The sequence below is a fragment of the Actibacterium sp. 188UL27-1 genome, assembly GCF_016901225.1.
Lineage (GTDB): Bacteria > Pseudomonadota > Alphaproteobacteria > Rhodobacterales > Rhodobacteraceae > 188UL27-1.
In genome coordinates this window covers 94,949-115,443 of sequence record NZ_JAFEUL010000011.1, presented here as the reverse complement: position 1 = coordinate 115,443, position 20,495 = coordinate 94,949, and the positions used below count along the sequence as shown (strand labels likewise).

The 20,495-nt window shown below is 60.9% G+C and carries 17 protein-coding genes; 11 read left to right on the top strand and 6 right to left on the bottom strand.

The annotated features are described in order from the left end of the window. Positions 1-304: 304 nt before the first annotated feature. From IU397_RS15045 to ftsW, 4 genes are all read right to left on the bottom strand, one after another. Positions 305-559, bottom strand: coding sequence for a DUF2484 family protein (locus IU397_RS15045; RefSeq protein ID WP_370541700.1), 255 nt, complete (start codon positions 557-559; stop codon positions 305-307). Next, positions 556-1,953: a UDP-N-acetylmuramate--L-alanine ligase gene (gene murC / locus IU397_RS15040; protein WP_204415330.1), complete on the bottom strand. Its 1,398-nt coding sequence runs from the start codon at positions 1,951-1,953 to the stop codon at positions 556-558. The genes IU397_RS15045 and murC overlap by 4 nt, the downstream gene beginning before the upstream one ends. A gap of 22 nt (positions 1,954-1,975) precedes the next feature. Then, entirely contained in the window at positions 1,976-3,079 is a 1,104-nt protein-coding gene (locus IU397_RS15035) for a glycosyltransferase (protein WP_204415271.1), read from the bottom strand. A 165-nt stretch (positions 3,080-3,244) separates the two neighbouring features. Next, positions 3,245-4,411: a putative lipid II flippase FtsW gene (gene ftsW, locus IU397_RS15030; RefSeq protein WP_204415269.1), complete on the bottom strand. Its 1,167-nt coding sequence runs from the start codon at positions 4,409-4,411 to the stop codon at positions 3,245-3,247. A 154-nt stretch (positions 4,412-4,565) separates the two neighbouring features. On the opposite strand from ftsW, the gene IU397_RS15025 reads away from it, so the two are divergent. After that, positions 4,566-5,756 carry an NAD(P)/FAD-dependent oxidoreductase gene (locus IU397_RS15025; RefSeq protein ID WP_204415267.1) on the top strand — a complete coding sequence of 397 codons (1,191 nt, stop codon included), beginning with the start codon at positions 4,566-4,568 and terminating at the stop codon, positions 5,754-5,756. Positions 5,757-5,836: 80 nt separating this feature from the next. Here IU397_RS15025 and murD read toward each other — a convergent pair whose 3' ends face one another. Both murD and IU397_RS15015 read right to left on the bottom strand, forming a co-directional pair. Continuing rightward, positions 5,837-7,240, bottom strand: a complete 1,404-nt coding sequence (murD, locus tag IU397_RS15020; RefSeq protein ID WP_204415265.1) for a UDP-N-acetylmuramoyl-L-alanine--D-glutamate ligase — start codon at positions 7,238-7,240, stop codon at positions 5,837-5,839. A gap of 28 nt (positions 7,241-7,268) precedes the next feature. Next, on the bottom strand, positions 7,269-7,853 hold the full coding sequence (locus tag IU397_RS15015) for an AAA family ATPase (protein ID WP_255569815.1): 585 nt from the start codon (positions 7,851-7,853) through the stop codon (positions 7,269-7,271). Between the two features lie 231 nt (positions 7,854-8,084). Between IU397_RS15015 and IU397_RS15010 the strand changes: the two genes are divergently transcribed. From IU397_RS15010 to IU397_RS14965, 10 genes are all read left to right on the top strand, one after another. Continuing rightward, positions 8,085-10,247, top strand: coding sequence for an Ig-like domain-containing protein (locus IU397_RS15010; protein ID WP_204415262.1), 2,163 nt, complete (start codon positions 8,085-8,087; stop codon positions 10,245-10,247). Between the two features lie 135 nt (positions 10,248-10,382). Further along, positions 10,383-10,679 carry a PAAR domain-containing protein gene (locus tag IU397_RS15005; protein ID WP_204415260.1) on the top strand — a complete coding sequence of 99 codons (297 nt, stop codon included), beginning with the start codon at positions 10,383-10,385 and terminating at the stop codon, positions 10,677-10,679. Between the two features lie 9 nt (positions 10,680-10,688). Then, positions 10,689-11,663: a membrane dipeptidase gene (locus IU397_RS15000; RefSeq protein ID WP_204415258.1), complete on the top strand. Its 975-nt coding sequence runs from the start codon at positions 10,689-10,691 to the stop codon at positions 11,661-11,663. 9 nt (positions 11,664-11,672) lie between these two features. Next, positions 11,673-13,367: a hypothetical protein gene (locus IU397_RS14995; protein ID WP_204415256.1), complete on the top strand. Its 1,695-nt coding sequence runs from the start codon at positions 11,673-11,675 to the stop codon at positions 13,365-13,367. Further along, a complete protein-coding gene (locus tag IU397_RS14990) occupies positions 13,364-14,020 on the top strand; it encodes a DUF3726 domain-containing protein (protein ID WP_204415254.1) in 657 nt (218 codons plus the stop codon). Before IU397_RS14995 ends, IU397_RS14990 begins: the two co-directional genes overlap by 4 nt. 153 nt (positions 14,021-14,173) lie before the next feature. After that, on the top strand, positions 14,174-14,758 hold the full coding sequence (locus tag IU397_RS14985; protein WP_204415252.1) for an ANTAR domain-containing response regulator: 585 nt from the start codon (positions 14,174-14,176) through the stop codon (positions 14,756-14,758). Continuing rightward, positions 14,755-15,930 carry a CmpA/NrtA family ABC transporter substrate-binding protein gene (locus IU397_RS14980; RefSeq protein ID WP_204415250.1) on the top strand — a complete coding sequence of 392 codons (1,176 nt, stop codon included), beginning with the start codon at positions 14,755-14,757 and terminating at the stop codon, positions 15,928-15,930. The genes IU397_RS14985 and IU397_RS14980 overlap by 4 nt, the downstream gene beginning before the upstream one ends. Positions 15,931-16,208: 278 nt before the next feature. Further along, positions 16,209-17,579, top strand: coding sequence for a CmpA/NrtA family ABC transporter substrate-binding protein (locus IU397_RS14975; protein WP_204415248.1), 1,371 nt, complete (start codon positions 16,209-16,211; stop codon positions 17,577-17,579). Positions 17,580-17,725: 146 nt separating this feature from the next. Continuing rightward, positions 17,726-18,811: an ABC transporter permease gene (locus IU397_RS14970; protein ID WP_204415246.1), complete on the top strand. Its 1,086-nt coding sequence runs from the start codon at positions 17,726-17,728 to the stop codon at positions 18,809-18,811. A gap of 5 nt (positions 18,812-18,816) precedes the next feature. Further along, entirely contained in the window at positions 18,817-20,493 is a 1,677-nt protein-coding gene (locus tag IU397_RS14965) for an ABC transporter ATP-binding protein (protein ID WP_204415244.1), read from the top strand. Positions 20,494-20,495: the final 2 nt, after the last annotated feature.

Below are 20,495 nucleotides of genomic sequence, written 5' to 3'. Positions count from 1 at the left end.
GGCCAGCGGATAATCGCCATAAATACTGATATAGATAGCAAGTTTATGCGCATATGTAGACCTCGCAACTAAATCAGACAGCTGGAAAATACGGAGGATATTGGAGAAAATACCGCAAAACCAAGCCCCTGAGACGCTACCTTTATGGCAGCAATGTTGTGAGATGTTGGTTAATGAAAGGCAAAGATGTGGCAGATGACTTGCCCGATTTTTCAGCACATCTGCCGAAACATCTGACCGATTGTTCAGATCCAGGAAACAAACCGGTTGTGGTAGCAACTTTCCGCTCGCGGCCGTTGCCGGGTTATCTGGGTGGTTTTGGGTTTTGTCCCCGCAGCCGCGCCCAAAGATAGCGGAGCGGGTTTCGGAACATGGACAGAAAAGCCAAGAGGGCTGCGGCGGCGGCCCAGATCCCGACCTGCCAGCCGATCAATCCGATCAGGATCGGCGCAACGAGCAGCAGCGCCAAGCCGGGTCCATATTGGTAGCGCATCGGAAGCATCGCGACGGTCGCCCCCGCCAGGACCCAGCCAATGCAGGCCCAGGCGAGCCAGATCACCCCTGGAGGCGGGCAGGCAAACCGTTGGCCCAGGCGCTGATCGTACCGGCGCCAAGGCAGACGACCATGTCGCCGTCGCTGGCCTGTTCGCGGACGAGGCGTTCGAGGTCGTCTTCGCCCAGGATGGCGCGGGCATGGCGGTGACCGTGCTGGATGAGGCCACGCACCAGATCATCGCGGGACGCGCCTGGGATGGGGGCTTCGCCCGCGCCAAAAACCTCGGCAATGGCGACGACATCGGCTTCGTTGAAGCAGGCGCAGAAATCATCGAAGAGGCTGGACAGGCGGGAATAGCGGTGCGGCTGGTGGACGGCGATGACGCGGCCATCGGTCGATTGGCGGGCGGCCTTGAGGACAGCGGCGATTTCGACCGGATGGTGGCCGTAATCGTCGATGATGGTGACGCCACCCACCTCGCCCACCTTGGTGAAGCGGCGGTTGACGCCCTTGAAAGCGGCCAGGGCGTCGCGGATCTGATCACCCGTCATGCCCAGATGGCGTGAGATGGCGATTGCAGAGAGCGCATTGGACACGTTGTGGTCGCCGGGCATCGGCAGACTGAGGTCCTTGATCACCGTGTCTTCGTTCTGCAAGGCGACGTCGAAATGGGCGACACCGTTCTTGTAATGCAGGTTCTGGGCGCGGATATCGGCCTGGGCGTTGAAGCCGAATGTCACGACACGGCGGTCGGAGATGCGCCCGACCAGGGCCTGAACCTCAGGATGGTCGGTGCAGCAAACGGCGAGGCCATAAAACGGGATGTTCGAAACGAAATCATCGAAGCCCCGGCGCAGGTTTTCGATACTGCCCCAATGCTCCATGTGTTCCGGGTCGATATTGGTAACGATGGCGATAGTGGCGGGCAGGCGGTTGAAGGTGCCATCGCTTTCATCGGCCTCGACCACCATCCATTCGCCCTGCCCCATCCGCGCGTTGGAGCCATAGGCGTGGATGATGCCGCCATTGATGACCGTGGGGTCGATCCCGCCGGCATCCAGCAACGTGGCGACCATCGTCGTGGTGGTGGTTTTGCCATGGGTGCCCGCGACGGCGATGTTGGATTTCAGGCGCATCAGTTCGGCCAGCATCTCTGCCCGGCGGACGACGGGCAGGCCGCGCAGGCGTGCCTCGTCCAGTTCCGCATTGCCTGGCTTGATGGCGGACGAGATCACGATGACCTCTGCCTGGTCCAAATTTTCGGCCCGCTGCCCCTCGAACACGGTAGCGCCCAGCGCCTCAAGCCGCTCTGTGATTTTCGAGGGCTTCAGATCGCTCCCCTGCACCTTGTACCCGAATTCCAGCAACACTTCGGCGATGCCCGACATGCCGATCCCACCAATTCCCACAAAATGTATGGCACCCAGTTGGGTTGGGAGTTTCGTGACGCCTTGCATGATATTGCTTCCATCCATTGGTCTATCCCTCGTTCTTGTTGTTCTGTGTCGATAGGTCGAGTGCGAGTGTCACCAAACGCTCTGTCGCGTCGGGCCGGGCCTGGGCGAGTGCGGCATGGGCCATGTGGACCGCTGCATCCGGCTGGGTCAACACGGCGGCGACCTGTTGGGCCACGCTTTCCGGCGTCAGTCGGCTTTCCGGGATCAGGATCGCGGCCTCGGCGTCCACCAACCCGCGGGCATTGGCGGTTTGTTCATCGCGAATGGCAGCGGCCAGCGGCACCAGGATCGACGGGCGCCCGATGATGCTGATATCGGCCACCGACGAGGCCCCAGCGCGGGAAATCACCAATTGCGCCTCACTCATCTTGGACGGTACATCCTGGATGAAGGGCGCAATCTCGGCGGTGATGCCAGCATCAGCATAGGTCTGTTCGACCTCGGCTGCGTCTTCGGGCCGAGCCTGATGCGCGATGCGGATGTTGCGGCGCAGATCCTCCGGCAACAGTGCCAGACCGGCCGGGACGATGTGCGACAAGATCCGCGCGCCCTGACTGCCGCCCATCAACAAAAGGCTCATGGGGTAGTCACCTGGGGGAATGTAAGGCGCGCCATGGCGTTCAAGGATGGCAGGGCGGACCGGATTACCGACCTCTACACCCTGCACCCCATCAGGCAACTTGGTGGGCCAGGTGCCGCAGGCCACTGCATGGACCCGTTTGGCAAAAAGGTCATTGACCCGCCCCAGAACACCGTTTTGTTCATGGATCATCCGGGGCAGCTTGAGAAACGTCGCGGCAGACATGGCCGGGATCGTGGGGTAGCCACCAAAACCCACGACGATGGCAGGAGGATCACCGCGCATGGCCTTGATCGCCGCAAGCGTACCAGCGGCAATGCGGACAGGCACGATGGCCTTGGCGAGGATCCCACCGCGGGCGAATGTGCCGCTATCGACCTGTTCAATCTGCACCGCATCCGGGAAGCCACCAGTATAGCGCGCGCCGCGCGAATCGGTTGACAGTTTGACCCGCCATCCGCGCGCCAACATCGCCTCGGCCAAGGCCTGGGCCGGGAACATGTGCCCCCCCGTGCCGCCTGCGGCGATGATGACCAGAGGGGTCATATTGCGCGGGTTCCGGTACTGTCGCGGGAGCCAGATGGACCAATGGGCGTTTCACATGGCCCAAACGGGGTCTGAAAATTGACTGCCGCCGATATATGCGACGGGGCCCAGCGCTCTGCCATGCGGGGTCGGGCCATGCCAATTGATATCCGTGAGCGTCGCACGCTACCCATCTCGCCGCTGGAACATGTCACCGATCTCGCCCTGGGGTCTGCTGCGTGTAAACGCCAGCAGCATACCCAAAGCCAGCCCACCCGCAATCAGCGACGATCCACCATAACTGACAAACGGCAAGGTCATCCCCTTTGCTGGCAGCAAACGCACCGCCACGCCCATATTGATCATCGCCTGCACCCCGAATGTGCAGGCCAGCCCCGTCCCCGCGAGCCGGATAAACGGATCCCGCTCCCGCATCAGGCGGGTCAGCCCGCGCACCACGATGGTCGCATAAAGCAGGATGATGACGAGTACGAGGATCAGGCCGTATTCCTCAGCCGCGACCGCGATGATAAAATCCGTATGAGCATCGGGAAGTGACCATTTCACCTGCCCCTCGCCCACGCCAACCCCCAGAAAGCCACCTTCGCGGATTGCGTTGGTGGCATAGCCGAGCTGGGTCGTGGGATCGACATCCGGCGTCAGAAAGCCGTCGATGCGGCGGGCAAAATGTTCTGACATGTTATAGGCCGTAATCCCCCCGACCACGACCAAGGCCGCGATGGAGATCAAAAGCACGATCGACGCGCCGCCGACGAAATACATGACACCCCAGGCGAACAGGATCAGGGCCGCCTGCCCGAAATCAGGCTGCACGGCCAGAAACGCCACGATGATCATCGCCATGAAAAACGACAGTGACCGGCCCGGCGGCCCTGCCGTTTCTTGGGCAGCGGCCATCATCCAGGCGGCAAAGACCACGAAACCGGGTTTGAGAAACTCGGATGGCTGGATGCTGGCAAACCCCAGCGAATACCACCGCACGGCCCCCTTCCCGAAATCGGTGCCGAAAACTGGTAATAGCATTAGGGCCAACAGGGCCGCGAAGAAGCCGATGATGGCAAGACGCCTCACCAGATTGGGTGCCATCATCGACACGACCAGCATCACCAGGATCGAAACCGACCCAAAGAAGGCCTGCCGCTGGACGTAGTAAAACGGCTCCAACCCGTTCTTGGCCGCCAAGGGCGGGGACGAGGCCAGGCCAAGCAAAAGCCCGATCCCGAACAGCATTAAAATACAGGACATCGACCATTTGTCGATCGTTCGCCACCAGCGCGGCAGCACTGGATCACCGACGCGCCCAGGCGCGGCACCATACACCATTTCTGTCATGGGTTACCGCCCACTCATGCCTCTGCTCCGCCCGTTTGTCCGGGTCTGACTTCTCCATAGCCGGGATGACGGGCATTTTCCAGAAATTTGACGAAAGGCCGCGGGAAAGTATGCGGACTTGCCTCACCTGCGCCTTTCGGGGCAAAGGCGAGCTATGCAAATCGATACCATGATCGTTGGTGCCGGTGCGGCCGGATTGATGTGTGCGGCCCATGCCGGGCCCGGTACGCTGGTGGTGGACCATGCGCGTGCCGCTGGCGAAAAGATCCGCATTTCGGGGGGCGGGCGCTGCAATTTCACCAACCTGCACACCGCGCCCGAGAACTTTCTGTCCGAAAACCCGCATTTCGCCAAATCGGCGCTCAGCCGTTACACGCAATGGGATTTCATCGATCTGGTGGATCGGTCCGGCATCGCGTGGCACGAAAAGACGCTGGGTCAGCTTTTCTGCGATGAGAAGGCAACCCAAATCACCGCCATGCTGATCACAGAGCTGCGCGCCGCGGGGGCTGATCTGTGGACCGGAACTCAGTTTGTGTCGATTGCCCATCATGATGGTCGCTTCCACGTGGCCCTGCAGCGTGACGGACAGGACATCACTGCGGTTGCCCGTCATCTGGTCGTGGCGACAGGTGGCAAATCGATCCCAAAAATGGGCGCGACGGGGCTAGCCTACCAAATCGCCGATCAGTTCGGGCTGCCGATGGTCGAAACCCGGCCCGCCCTTGTGCCCCTGACCTTCGGGGAGGATGTGATGGACCGGCTCAAACCACTCTCCGGTGTTTCGACCCCCGCCCGGGTCAGCGCGGGGGGCAGCAGCTTTGACGAAGCACTGCTGTTCACCCATCGCGGCCTGTCGGGCCCCGCGATCCTGCAAGCTTCCTCCTACTGGGAGGAACGGAGTCCGATCACCATCCGCCTTTGCCCCGACCTCGACCTGTCTGGTGCGCTCAAGACCCTGCGCCGATCCGAGCCGCGCAAAACCCTCGCCACGGCCCTGGCCAATCTGCTGCCCAAAAGCCTGGCCGAGCTGAAGGCGCAGGAGGCAGGGATCACCGGCAACATGGCCGACCAATCCGACGCGACGCTGGACCGGATCGCCGACAGCCTGACCGATTGGCAGATCACCCCGAAAGGCACCGAAGGGTACCGCACGGCCGAGGTGACGGCAGGGGGCGTTGCCACCACGGCCCTGTCCTCCCGCTCGATGGAAAGCCCGGTGCCAGGCCTCTACTTCATCGGCGAATGCGTCGATGTCACAGGTTGGCTCGGCGGGTACAATTTCCAATGGGCTTGGTCCAGCGGCTGGGCCGCAGGCCAAGCCATCGCCGCCAGATCGCTATAGCGCGACCCGCGCAAAGGGCGTCTCCCTCCCCCGGAACCGGGGGAGGGATCAAGGGAGGGGGCGGTAAAACACCTAGCACCTCACCCAGACAAAACGCGCTGGACCTCGGCCACGAAATCATCGCCCCGCTTCTCAAAATTATCATACTGATCAAAACTCGCAGCCGCAGGCGCCAGCAGCACCACCTCGCCTGCCTCAGCCTCGGCCACGGCGCGGGCCACGGCGGCCTCCATCGTGCCGCAAACCTCTGCCTCGACCCCGCCCAGCTTTCGGGCAAAGGCCTCCGCCTCCCGCCCGATCACATAGGCTTTGGCCACATGGTCCAGCCCGGGTGCCAATCCGTCCAGACCCCCTTCTTTCTGCAGCCCACCGCAAATCCAGCGGATCTTTGGAAAGGCCAGCAAGGCCTGCAGCGCCGCATCAACATTTGTGGCCTTGCTGTCGTTGACAAACCGTACCCCATCCCGCTCGGCCACGGTCTGACTGCGATGGGGCAACCCGGCAAAACTGTGAAACGCAGCCTCAATCACCCGCGGAGCCAGCCCCAATGACCGCGCCACGGCATAGGCAGCGCAGGCATTCTGATGGTTATGCGCGCCCGGCAACCCGGATACCGCCCGCAGATCCAACGATGCCACCTGCCGCCCTTTGCGCCATTCCGCCAGGAACCCCTTGCGCGCAAAGACCTGCCAGCCCGGCCCGCTGAGCCTTGACGCCGATGACACCCGGATCACCCGGTCATCCACCGGGCTTTCCGCCATCTGCCCGGCCATGAACTGCCCCTCGGCCTCGTCCACGCCAATCACCGCCCGATCCGGTCCGCCTTCGGAAAAGAGCCGCCGCTTGGCCGCAAAATACCCACCCAATCCCCCATGCCGGTCCAGATGATCCGGCGACAGATTTGTGAAAACGGCAATGTCCGGGGTCAGCGCCCGCGCCAACTCGGTCTGATAGGATGACAGCTCCAACACCACCACCGCGCCATCGGCTGCCGGGTCAATCTCCAACACGCCCAGCCCGATATTGCCCGCCAAATCCGTAGGCCGGTGGGCATGCTCCAACACGTGGTGGATCAAGGCGGAGGTCGTGGATTTCCCGTTCGACCCGGTCACCGCCACGACCTTGGGCATGGTGTCGAACCGGTCCCAATCCTCGGTCGCGTAGGAGCGAAAGAACAGACCGATATCATTGTCCACCGGCACCCCCGCCGCCAAGGCCCCCGCGACCACAGGATGCGGTGCGGGGTACAGATGGGGAATGCCAGGCGAGGTGATCAGAACCGTCAGATCAGACACCGCGCCCTCCCGGGACAGATCCAGCAGGGTCAGCCCGGCACCTTCGGCGCGCCCACGCGCCTCCGCCCCGTCATCCCAGCACAGGGCCGTCGCCCCACCGGCCTCCAACGCCCGCGCCGCCGACAGACCAGACCGCCCGAGCCCCAAAACCCCAACCCGCGCACCGCGATATCCTCGTACCGGGATCATATCTGCCCTCCCCCAATTTCGGACCTGCTTATCCTGCGTCCGAGGTATCGGCCAGACCCGCCAGATGTTGGCGCATGCATGCCACACGCTCGGCCAACGGCACTTTTGGCAGAACCAAAATATCATATCCGCGGGCGGGATAGGCGATGGACAAGGCGTCATATTCGGCAACAGCGGCCTCAAACCCATGTCGCCGCTCGGCATCGCCCACAAAGATCTCAGCCCAAGGCGGCGCGAACAGAACCGTGCGATGATACGGCAAGGGCCCCAGATCAGGCACCTCGCATCCCAGCCGCTCCAGATGGCACAGCGCATCAATGACCGACCGGTCGAAAACGGCCGGGCCAGGCTGATCCGCCGCATCACGTAAATCGGTCAGCGCCATGGACAAACACGCCTGCGCGAATGCCTCGGGCGCGGTCTGCGGGTCAGGACCGCCAGCGCGCAAAACCCGCCGCCCGGGCTCTGATACCGTTGAGATCCCTTCCGCAGCCAGTGCCGCAACCAAGGTGGACTTTCCGCCGCCAGAACAACCCGATAAGATGATGAAATTCGACGTGAAATCACGCCTTGGTTGAAGTCTGTGCCTATGTGATTCGCTCAAGTGATTCATGAGATCACTCGCAAAAACAGAAACAATCCCAGCATCTTCCCTGCATTACTTCAATCTAATAAACTGAGGCCAGCGAAAGCCACCAAATTCTCATTTTTGCTCCCTCAATATGGGTGGTTTCTTGCCGGTCCCCTAAGCGCCCCGTGGGGTAGCTAGACACAGCGACGCGCCTGAAACTACCGTCACGCCAACTTATCGGACGATCCAATATCAACCAAAATGAGGTGTCATATGTGGCCGGGGCAATTCAACAAGACCTGGTGGGGACGCGAGCGCGGCGCAGATATCTTCCAAACGGCTGGCACCTCTGAAGACCCCGATGAAGACAAATCTGCGATATTGGATAGCTCCTATTACGAAGGCCATATCTGCGGCGAGGGATGCGACTGTGGACGTGACCACAGCCACCAACATGACCCCTATGATGATGTCGGCCCGGAGCCAGCGCCCGAACAGCCAGCCGAAGATTCCAAGCTGCGTTTCTTTCTCGCCGATATCTCCGGCGGCGTGGACGAGCAGGAGATCCTGACCGCGTTGACGGATGGCACTGCCATCGACCCCGATCTGCTGAAAGACCGCCAGGTTACAATCTACGCCACTACCGAAGGTCGCAACGACGTGGACAGCGTACGCCTGTTCTTTCAGGAGCTGGAAGATGGCCGCCGCATCGACAGCCGCTTCAAGGTCGAGAATTTTGAGCCCTTTGCCCTGTTTGGCGATGATGACGGTGACTTCCTTTCGGGCCTGACACTGGACGGCGGCACCTATGCGTTATTCTACGACGCATTCAGCGGGGACAATGCCCGCGGTGAGTTGTTGGAACGAACAACACTCAATTTCACGGTGGCCGAACCGTCAGAGCAGACAAACCGTGCGCCCGTTGCCCAGGACGACCAAGTCACCATTGATGACGGTGCGCCTGCCCTGGTCGATGCGCTGATCAATGATCGTGACCCCGATGGTGACACGCTGACCCTGTCGCGTCTGCTGGATGTGGGCGATGGTGTCACTGCCGAAATTCGCGATGGCCGGATCGCCGTGACCCCCACCGACGGGTTCGAAGGCACCACCGCGATCCGCTATGAAGTCACCGACGGCAATGGCGGCACGAGCGAGGCTGAAGTGTCCGTGTCAGTGGTCGCACCGGCCCCTCAGCCTGACCCCGAACCGGCAGAGACCGAGGTCAGCTTCTTCCTCGTCGACATCCGCGGCGGCGTAGGCCAGCAACAGATCCTGGCCGAATTGACCGATGGCGCCGTCATCGATGCCAATCTGATCGCGGGGCGGCCGGTCACCATTTACGGCACCAGCGACTCGGATCAGTTGGAAAGCATCCGCCTGCGCTTTTCCGGTGAGAGCGAAGACGGCAATATTCGCAGCATCAACCGGGTTGAGAATTTCGACCCCTACACGCTGTTTGGTGACAATGCGGGCGACTTTACCCGCGGGATCAACAACTTTGGCGAAGGCAGCTACACCTTGCGTTACGACGCGTTCAGCCAAGACCGCGCACAAGGAGAGCAGCTGGCCAACGATACGATCGCGTTCACGGTCGTTGATCAAACCCCTGATCCAGATCCAACGCCCGACCCCGATCCGACACCTGATCCCGACCCGACGCCTGACCCAAATCCGGGCGGGGACCCGTTCGAGAACGGCGTGATCTCCAGCTACACGAGCGGAGGCCCTGCGGCGACGAGCTTCAACATCGACCTCAACTTTCAGGGCGGCGGCTGGACCGTCGATATACAGCGCGCCTTTGTCGATGCCGCGGAGTTCCTGAGCGACGTGATCATAAGTGATACGCAGGACAGTCCGGCCCGCTTTGGCCAACCGGCCATCGATGACATCCGGATCGACGTCAACCTGAACGATATCGACGGCGTGAACGGAACGCTGGCCTTTGCCGGGCCGCGCGCCCTTGGCCCCGAAGGTCTACCATCGCTCGGCGCGTCAACCTTTGACCGCGCCGATGCAAGTCGATTGGCCGACGTGGACCGGCTCGACGATGTGGTGGTGCACGAGTTTTTCCACGCGCTTGGCTTTGGCACGCTCTTCAATCGAAACAACTTGCTAGAAAACGACCGCTTCACCGGTGAATTCGCCACCCGGGTCTACAACCAGGAATTCAGCGAGATCGCCGCGCGCGACGGCGGATCCAATCTGGGCATCCCCATGCAACGGGGGGGCGGCCATTTCGATGAAAGCACCTTTGGCGCGGAGTTGAACACGCCATCGCTGAACTTCGGGCGCACCTACCTGTCGAACATGTCGGTCGCGACGCTTGAGGATCTGGGCTACGATACCTTCCTCAACAACCCGTTCGACCCCAATGACCAGTTCGGGCCGGCGCCAGCCAACCCGATCACGGATGATGCCTTCCTCATCGCCTGATCTGTCATTGACCGGATTGAAATGGGGTGGGCCGATGGCCTGCCCCTTTTTCGTGTCAAACACCGGCGCAGCCCCTTTGACCTGACCTGCAAACATCACCATATTACACATGGAAGTCATTTCAGGACGCATATCATGGTCAGCAAACCGATTTGCCATTTGGGTCACGTTCATGCCTGCCCGTCACTGGTGCCGCGGCCCCATATCGGCGGCCCCGCAATTTCCCCAGGCCAAAGCCATGTCAAGATAAACGGCATCCCGGTGCTGGTCGAAGGGGGCGTGTGCCTGTGCACCGGTGTCCCGACCAAGGCCAATGCCCAAAAGGGATCCAGCCGGGTCAAGATCAACAGCAAAGGCATCATGCGTCTGGGAGACACCACATCCCATGGTGGTAAGATGGTGGGCTGCTACCCACCCATCACTGTCTGCTGATCCGCGCGCTTGCGGATCGATGGCCTACAATACGCAAACTGGTCGGAAAAGGTTTTTCGGCAAATGCGCGAGGGCGGCGTAGACGCGGTCCATGTCACGATTGCCTACCACGAAACCTTTCGGGAAATGGTGCTAAACCTTGAGGCTTGGAATGATCGGTTCCGGTGCCATCCCGATCTGATCCTGCCCGGTCGCTGGGCCAGCGACATCGACATCGCGCGCCGGACGGGACGAACGGCCATTTTCTTTGGTTTCCAAAACCCAAGTCCGATCGAGGATGATATCGGCCTGGTGGAGATTGCGCATACCCTTGGCATTCGCTTCATGCAGTTGACCTATAACAATCAATCCCTTCTGGCGACCGGCTGTTACGAAGCCGAGGATCCCGGCCTCACCCGCATGGGCCGCGCGGTGATCGCCGAAATGAACCGCGTCGGCCTTGTCATCGACATGAGCCATTCCGCCGACCGCTCCACATTGGAGGCCGCCGAGGCTTCAACCCGGCCCATTGTCATCAGCCACGCCAACCCCCATGACTGGCACCCGGCGCGGCGCAACAAACGCGCCGACGTGATCCGTGCCGTGACAGAACGGGGCGGGATGCTGGGCTTTTCCCTTTACCCGCATCACCTGAAGGATGGCAGCGCCTGCAGCCTGCAATCGTTTTGCGAGATGATCGCCCGCACCGCGGATCTTGTCGGCCCCCGCCATCTGGGATTGGGCACGGATCTGTGCCAGGATCAGCCCCATAGCGTGGTCGATTGGATGCGGGTCGGACGGTGGACAAAGCAAACGGATTACGGCGAAGGCTCCGCTACGCAACCCGGCTTTCCGCGCATGCCCGGCTGGTTTCAGGACAACCGGGATTTCGGTGCCATTGAACGGGGCTTGCGAGACACCGGCATGGCCGAAGACGACATCCACGGGATCATGGGTCGCAACTGGTACGTGTTCTTTGAGGACAATTTCGCGCCGTTGGGTTAAGCTGCGGTAATGAGCCAGACGCAAGATCACAGCGAAACCCGGCCCAAGCGCCCCCCCGAAACCGTGATGCGCCTTGCCCGTCTGGGAGCATCGCACCAATGCAGGCTGTCCTTCATGCGCATTCTGATGCGGCGCATGGCCCGGGACGCATGGACCTTTGCAAAAACGACCTTTGATATTGATACCAATGGGGTTGGGCATGCCGTCTATACTGTGACAACCCCACAGCGCCGGTACGCCCTGGTGGCCTTTTCCCACGATCTGCCCCCGACACAACGGTCGGACCGCGTGATCGCCACGGCGTGGGATGCCACTTTTGCACTAGTTGACGGGGAACCGAGCGCGGATGACATTAACCGTCTTTCGCGAAATGTCCCCCACCAGGAGGCGGGTCGGATCAGCGAGAAGGAGCTTGTTCTGTCCCGCGCAAACCGTTCCGGCCGCCTTTGGGCCCATGTCGTCGATGCCCTGGCCGCCGGGCATCAACCCGATATCGAGCGCTTGCGCGACACCGGCTATCTGATGCGCACCACGGCGGTTTATGGCTCAGGAAAATTCGGCGCGGCAGATTTCGCCTACATTAAAGATAGACCGGAATTTTCTGCACCCTTCCAGGCCGAAATGTTGACTGTTTACCTCATCCGATTGTTTGTCCGTGATCTGGCAAACCACATGGCACTGGCCAAAGGCGGCGAGCGTGCCGCCACGCTTGATGCGGATCTGGCGCAGGAATTGGGCGTGGGCAATGCGACCGGGCTCGGCCTTGCTCCGTTCGTCATGCACCACCCCCGGCTCATCCATAACTGGATTGCCGCCCGTGAAACCGCGGTTGCCCGGGTGCGCGCGCTGTCGATGGCCACAGACGATGCTATGGCCACCTTTCGGTCCCGCCTCGCGCAAGTCCGACAGCACGTCGCCTCGTGGGAGACCGGGGATCCGATGCAGGGACGCAAGTTGGTCGGCCTTCAGCAGGATCTGACCCTTCTCTCAAGCCACATGGATAGTGATGAATTTGTCACAAACTATCCATGGAATGAACTCTATCTTTGGTCAGAAGGGGCATTGTCGCTGGAAGGGCAGGAATGCCTTACCTCGCTGATGCTTGAACCCCATGGCGATCTGGTCGATGACCTCGCTCAAACCATGGCTGTTCCCAATCCCAGATACATGCCCATTGACGGCACAATGACCGTTGGCACGTTGAAGGATCACATTCGGCGCCGCTACGATTGGGCACTGTCTATCGACTGGGATGACCCCCGGAATTCGGCGCGGATCTGGTATGTCTCTGCCGACAAACTGGAGCCCCGCCTGAGCGACAGAATGACCGACGCGCTGGCCCCTTATGCACAGCCTGTCGCCCCCGGTCGGGATGTCTCGCGACTTTATCAGGCCTTGACAGATTGGCCCGAGGATGCGCGCATCGCGACGTTGTTAATGAATGATCCTGTCTATCGAAGTACCGTGCGCCGTATTCAAACCGCCCTCCAAGCACCTTACAGTGAAATTAGAGACAACACGATCTCGGCGGACATGCATCCGGTCGATCTGTTGCGCTGTGTGCTGGCTTTTTTTGGGGCAACCCGGTTCGATCCGAAATCCGACCGCTGGTTGCGCATCTGCATGTATGCGGGCGCCCCATTTCCCGAAACCCTGACCCCGGATACTGCCGAGGATTGGCCTTTTCCACGGATGGTAAAGTGAAGCCGTCCCTGAATGAAGTCGATGCTTTGGTTCGCAAGGCATCAAGGTCCGTTGGCTTGCCCTGGGGGCTTGCCGATGAAGCGGCCTGGGCAGCCTCGTGGCTCAGTCAGTTCGATGTTCAGGGGCTCATCATCATGACCAACGCCTTGGACGCCTTGGCAAATGCCCCGCTGTCCAAAGTCTTGCCCCAGACCAAGCAAGGCGATGGAGAATGGACCTCCCGCGGAGAATGGCTTTGTCCCATCTGCACCGGCGCCAGCCTGGCAGATTCGGCCATCCTGTTGCGGGCAGAACCGATCTCGACCAGCGCGGTCCGCAATCCGCTGATCCTGGCACCATTCGCCGCTGCTGCGTCTCGGCAGTTGGATACGCCAGTGACGTTGGAGTGGCCCGATATCGCCATTGAGACGGATGGGGATCGCATGGCCCTGCTGGGAAATGCAGATATGATCGCGGCTGGGGATATCTTCGATGCCAAATGCAGCATCGGCGGCGTCCTGGCCGACGATACGTTGCTTGCGAAAAATACCCGCGTGCCCATCCGGTTGGCAACTTGGCGGCGCCTGACAGATTTGGCCGCCCAGACCCACGCCCCCTCCAGCGCAGAGCAGGGCCCGCCCAACGCAGATAGCAGCCAGGCCGAACAGGATTGACACGGCGGTCCAATCGCCCTCTTTCTGCACCTGCACAATAAACCGGCAGACCCGCCTAATCCGCAACCGGATCAACCCACACGGTTCGACTTTTGTCGCCTGATCAACGGCTTTCGCTTTACCCTCCGAACGCGCGCTTCGATCAACGCTTGGATGGATCGCAGCCTGAATATCGTCGTTGTCGAACCCGACCGGGACCGCGCCCGCGATATCATCGAGGGGCTGTCCAAGGGCGGCTGGACCGATGTCACCGTCCTGGGTGATACGGTGGGCCTTGCGCGCAAACTGTCTGATCTCAACCCCGACCTCGTCCTGATCGATCTGGCCAATCCCAACCGTGACCTGCTCGAAAACCTGTCCGCCGCCTCTGGCGCGACCGAACGCCCGGTCGCCATGTTTGTGGACCGCTCCGATGACGAGATGACCCGCTCCGCCCTTGCCGCCGGGCTCAGCGCCTATGTCGTTGATGGCCTGCGCAAGGACCGCATCAAGCCCGTCCTGGAAACCGCAATCGCCCGATTCCAGATGGTCAGCCAGATGCGGACAGAGCTCGAAGCGGCCAAACAGGCCCTTGCCGAACGCAAAACCATTGACCGCGCCAAGGGCCTGCTGATGCGCGCCAAATCCATCTCAGAGGACGAGGCTTATAGCCTGCTGCGCAAAACCGCGATGGACCAAGGCCGCAAGGTCATCGACGTGGCCGAAGCGCTCGTCACCGCCTCGGACCTGCTCCTATGACACCCCAACAGCTTGATTGCGGCTATGTCCCGCTGGTGGACAGCGCCCCCCTGATCATCGCCCGCGCCCTTAACTTTGACATCGAAGAGGGCATCCGCCTCAACCTGTTGCGCCAACCTTCCTGGTCGGCCCTGCGCGATCTGCTGGCATTGGGTCACCTCGACTGCGCGCAGATGCTGTCGCCGCTCCCGATCGCCATGTCCCTCGGTCTTGGCGGTATCCCCTGCCGGATCGACGCGCTGATGGTCTTGTCGGTCAACGGCAACACAATCGGCGTCAGCACGGCCCTGGCCCAAATGATGCGCGCCGAAGGCTGGCATGGTGGCTTCCAAACGCCAATGGAAACCGGCCATGCCCTGCTGGGCAGCGCCCGGAACCCGCTCCGCATCGGCGTGCCCTTCCCGTTCTCGATGCATACCGAGCTTCTGCATATCTGGCTCCAGGGCTGCGACCTGCCGGACCCTGGCATGCTGCAGATCATCACCATCCCGCCGCCGCGCATGGCCGAAGCCGTGGCTGACAACCAGATCGACGCGTTTTGCGTGGGCGAACCCTGGGGCAGCCAGACGGTTGAGGCGCAGGTGGGCGAACTCATACTTCCCGGCAGCGCCATCTGGCAGTTTGCGCCAGAAAAGGTGCTCGCCGTGCGCCACCGCTGGACCGACGAGGCGCCCCAAACCACCGCCGCCTTGATGCGCGCGGTCTTTCGCGCCTGCCGCTGGCTGGATCAAAAGGATAATCGCACACTCGCGAGCGAAATCCTCGCCCGGTCCGAACATCTGGACCTGCCCGACGCCGTGATCGACCGCGCCCTGATGGGCCGGATCGTGCCCAGCCCCGGCAGTATCGGAGAGGATGTCACGGGCTTTCTCCACTTCGCCCGCTCGGGTGCGACCTTCCCCTGGCGCAGCCAGGCCGCCTGGATTGCCCACCGCCTGGCCCCCCGCCACGGGTTGGACCGCGCGGCCTCCATCGCCACCGCCAAGGCCTGTTTCCGCCCCGATCTGTACCGCGCCAATCTCGCGCCATTGGGCGTTGATATGCCCGGCGCGTCCGAGAAACTGGAAGGCAGCATGATCCACCGCACAGCGGTCGCGTCAGTCAAAGGGGATATGATTCTGGGACCGGATGCCTTTTTCGATGGCGCGATTTTTGACCCTGCATCCAGTTGACCGCTCAAAAATCAGGCATCGTTGGGTGTAATCTCGAGCAACCTGATGCTGCGCGCGAAAACCGGTTGTTCTGCAATGCAGCACCCGGTTACCACATTGTTAACGCGAGGCAACATTGATGTCGCTTCGCTCCGCCCTGCACCGTCGCAGGACGCGCCAGAGCAGCGCCGCTCGATCTGTCAACGCCCTCTCCTCCTCCCGGGCAACGACATGATCGTGCGGCGCTTTTTTCTGTCCCACCCATCCTGCCACCTCTCTTTGGCCCGAAAGGAAGACACATGAAATCCATCTTCACCGCAGCCCTTGCCACCACCGCCTTGGTTTCGACCGGCGCAATGGCAGAGCTTTTGGATGTTGAAAAAGATGAGCTGACCTTTGGCTTTATTAAACTGACCGATATGGCCCCGCTCGCCATCGCCTATGAGAACGGCTATTTTGAAGATGAAGGTCTCTTCGTCACGCTCGAACCCCAGGCCAACTGGAAGGTCTTGCTGGACCGTGTGATCGACGGCGAATTGGACGGTGCCCACATGCTGGCGGGACAGCCGCTTGCTGCCACCATCGGTTACGGGACAGAGGCGCATATCATAACGCCTTTCTCCATGGACCTGAACGGCAACAGCATCACCGTATCGAATGAAATCTGGGAGCAGATGCGCCCCAATATCGAAAGCCGCGAAGACGGCCTGCCTGTCCACCCGATCAGCGCTGCCGCCCTGAAACCTGTGGTCGAGGATTACAAGGACCAGGGCAAGCCGTTTAACATGGGCATGGTCTTCCCCGTCTCGACCCACAATTACGAAATCCGCTATTGGTTGGCCGCCGGCGGGATCGAACCCGGTTATTATTCGCCCCAGAACGTCTCGGGCCAGATCGGCGCTGATGTCTTGCTCTCTGTAACACCGCCGCCCCAGATGCCCGCCACGATGGAGGCTGGCACAATCTATGGCTACGCCGTGGGTGAGCCGTGGAACCAGCAGGCCGTGTTCAAAGGGATCGGTGTGCCGGTGATCACCGATTACCAGATGTGGAAGAACAATCCAGAAAAGGTCTTTGGCCTTAGCGCTAAATTCCAGGAGGAAAATCCACAGACCACGCTGGCCCTGACCAAGGCGCTGATCCGTGCGGCCATCTGGCTGGATGAGAACGATAACGCCAACCGCCAGGAGGCGGTGGAGATCCTGGCGCGCTCCGAATATGTCGGCGCCGATGCTGAGGTGATCGCGAACTCCATGACCGGCTTCTTTGAGTTTGAAAAAGGCGACAAGCGCGAAATCCCGGATTTCAACGTCTTCTTCCGCTACAACGCGACCTATCCCTATTATTCGGATGCTGTCTGGTACCTGACCCAAATGCGTCGGTGGGGCCAGATCGCCGAAGCCAAGCCGGACAGTTGGTATGACGAGATGGCGCAAAAGGTCTACAAGCCCGCGATCTACCTCGAAGCCGCCCGCATGCTGGTCGATGAAGGCCTGGCGAACGAGGCCGACTTCCCGTGGGACAGTGACGGCTACAAGGAGGCGACACCCGCCGGCGATATCATCGATGGGATCGGCTATGACGGTCGCACGCCCAATGCCTATCTCGAAAGCCTGCCCATCGGCTTGAAGGGCGAGCAAAAGGTCGTGGGCAACGAAGTCCAAGGCTAGGTCGGGGGCGGGGTTGACCCCGTCTTACCCCGGTCGGAGGGGTTAACACCCTCTGACCCCACCGAACAAACCGTATGTATGGGATATGTATGCTTTCTGCATGGTTTCCATACGCTCCGAATACCGCTTCTTTCCAAAGGTGCATCATGACAGCCATCGATCCCGAAAGCCTTGGTCCAGACGCCGCGAAAGAGGCGCGCAAAGCCAAGGTCTTTACCCGTATCAACAAAGCCGATGCTTGGTTTCAGGTGATCGGTTTGGCCTGGATGACACCGGTCCTCAAGGCGATTGCAGGGGATAACCCCAAAGCACAGGTTCGCGAAATCTGGCAGCTTTTGGCCGTGCCCCTACTCGCCATAGCGGGCTTCCTGGTTCTTTGGGGCACGCTGGCGCCCACGGTGCAGACGTCGTTGGGTGCCATCCCCGGCCCCGCACAAGTGTGGGAACAGGTCGGCAATCTCCACGCCGATCACGTGCGCGAACGCGAAAAAGCAGTGGCCTTTTATGAACGCCAGGAAGAACGCAACGCCAAGCTCATCGCCGATGGCCGCACCGACCGCGTCAAAGAGCGGATTTATACAGGAAAGCCAACCTATTACGACCAGATCTGGACCTCGATCCAGACGGTGTTTTTCGGCTTCCTGATCGCCACCATCGTGGCTGTTCCCATGGGTATCGCGGCAGGCCTGTCAAAAACTGCCAACGCGGCCCTTAATCCCTTGATACAAATATTTAAACCAGTCTCGCCGCTCGCTTGGTTGCCCATCGTCACGATGGTCGTCTCAGCCTCCTACAGCGGCGGCGATGGTATGGTCTCAAAATCCTTCCTGACCTCGGCGATCACCGTCACGCTCTGCTCACTCTGGCCGACGTTGATCAACACAGCACTTGGTGTCAGCTCAATCGACAAGGATTTGGTCAACGTTTCGAAGGTCTTGAAGATGGGCACCTGGACGAAGATCACCAAATTGGTCCTGCCCTCGGCCCTGCCGCTGATCTTTACCGGTCTGCGCCTGTCCCTGGGTGTCGGCTGGATGGTCCTGATCGCGGCCGAGATGCTGGCCCAGAACCCCGGCCTTGGCAAATTTGTCTGGGACGAGTTCCAGAACGGTTCCAGCCAGTCGCTGGCCAAGATCATGGTCGCGGTCTTTACCATCGGTATCATCGGCTTCCTGCTGGACCGGATGATGTACGCGATCCAATCCGCCTTCACCTACTCAGCGACACGGTGAGCATGATGGGTATCCTGGAACTTTCCAACGTCAACAAAGGCTTCGGTGAGGGCACGGCCCACACCAAGGTCTTGCAGAATATCAATCTGGATATCGAGGACGGCGAGTTCGTCGCCATCCTCGGCTTCTCCGGCACCGGAAAAACGACCCTGATGAACCTGGTCGCTGGGCTGGAGATGCCCGATACAGGCTCCGTCGAGTTCAAAGGCGCGGCCGTTACCGGGCCTGGCCCTGAGCGCGGTCTGGTCTTCCAGTCGTATTCGCTGATGCCGTGGCTGACGGTGCAGGGCAATGTCGGGCTGGCGGTCGATACTGTTTTCCCAAAGCTCAGCAAAGCCGAACGCAGCGAACAAGCGTTGCATTACATCAAGATGGTGGGCCTGGGCCACGCGGCCGAGCGCCGCCCGGCAGAGCTGTCCGGCGGGATGCGTCAGCGTGTTGCCGTGGCCCGCGCGCTGGCCATGTCGCCCGATCTGCTGCTGCTGGATGAACCGCTTTCGGCGCTCGATGCCTTGACCCGCGCCAACCTCGCCGATGAGATCCTTGAGATCTGGGAGCGGGACAAAAAGACCGTCCTGATGATAACCAATGACGTGGATGAAGCCATCATCATGGCCGACCGCATCATTCCCCTGAACCCGGACGGAACACTGGGTGAGGCCTTTACGGTCACCATCCCCCGCCCCCGGGACCGGATTGAGATGAACCACCATGACGGTTTTAAAACCCTGCGGGCCGAAATCACCAAATACCTGATGGATTTGGGGATCGACGCAAAGGCCGAAGGGTCGACCGAGCTGCCCAATGTCACCCCGATCCATGGCCTACCGACAGCCATTGCCAAGGCGCAGGAAGGGCTGATCGACCAAAGGTTCCTGGATTTCAGCCAGTTGCATAAGGTCTATCCCACGCCCAAGGGCCCGCTGACCGTGGTTGAGGATTTTAACCTCAAGCTTGATCGCGGCGAGTTCATTAGCCTGATCGGGCATTCCGGCTGTGGCAAATCCACGGTCCTGACCATGGCCGCGGGCCTGAACGAGATCTCGAAAGGCGCCATCAAGCTTGATGGTCGCCATGTGGAGGGCGCCGACCCTGAGCGTGCTGTTGTGTTTCAGGCGCCCTCCCTCTTTCCTTGGCTGACCGCGCGGGAGAATGTCAGCCTCGGCGTCGACCGGGTCTATCCCCGTGCCAACCAGGCCGAGCGACAGGATGTTGTCGATTACTACCTGGAACGGGTGGGCCTGGCCGAGGCGATGGACAAGCCCGCCCATGCACTGTCGAACGGGATGAAGCAGCGGGTCGGCATCGCGCGGGCCTTTGCGCTGTCTCCGAAACTGCTGCTGCTGGATGAACCGTTCGGGATGCTCGACAGCTTGACAAGGTGGGAGTTGCAAGAGGTCCTGATGGAGGTCTGGTCGCGCACCAAGGTAACCGCGATCTGCGTGACCCATGATGTGGACGAGGCGATCCTGCTGGCCGACCGCGTGGTGATGATGACCAACGGCCCCCAAGCCACTATCGGCAAGATCGTCAACGTCGATCTGCCCCGGCCCCGCACCCGCAAGGCGCTGCTGGAGCACCCCGATTACTATACGTATCGGCAGGAGGTGCTTGATTTCCTTGAGGAATACGAGCACGGCGCCAAGCCCAAGCCGAAACCCCAAGCCATCGCTGCGGAGTGAGC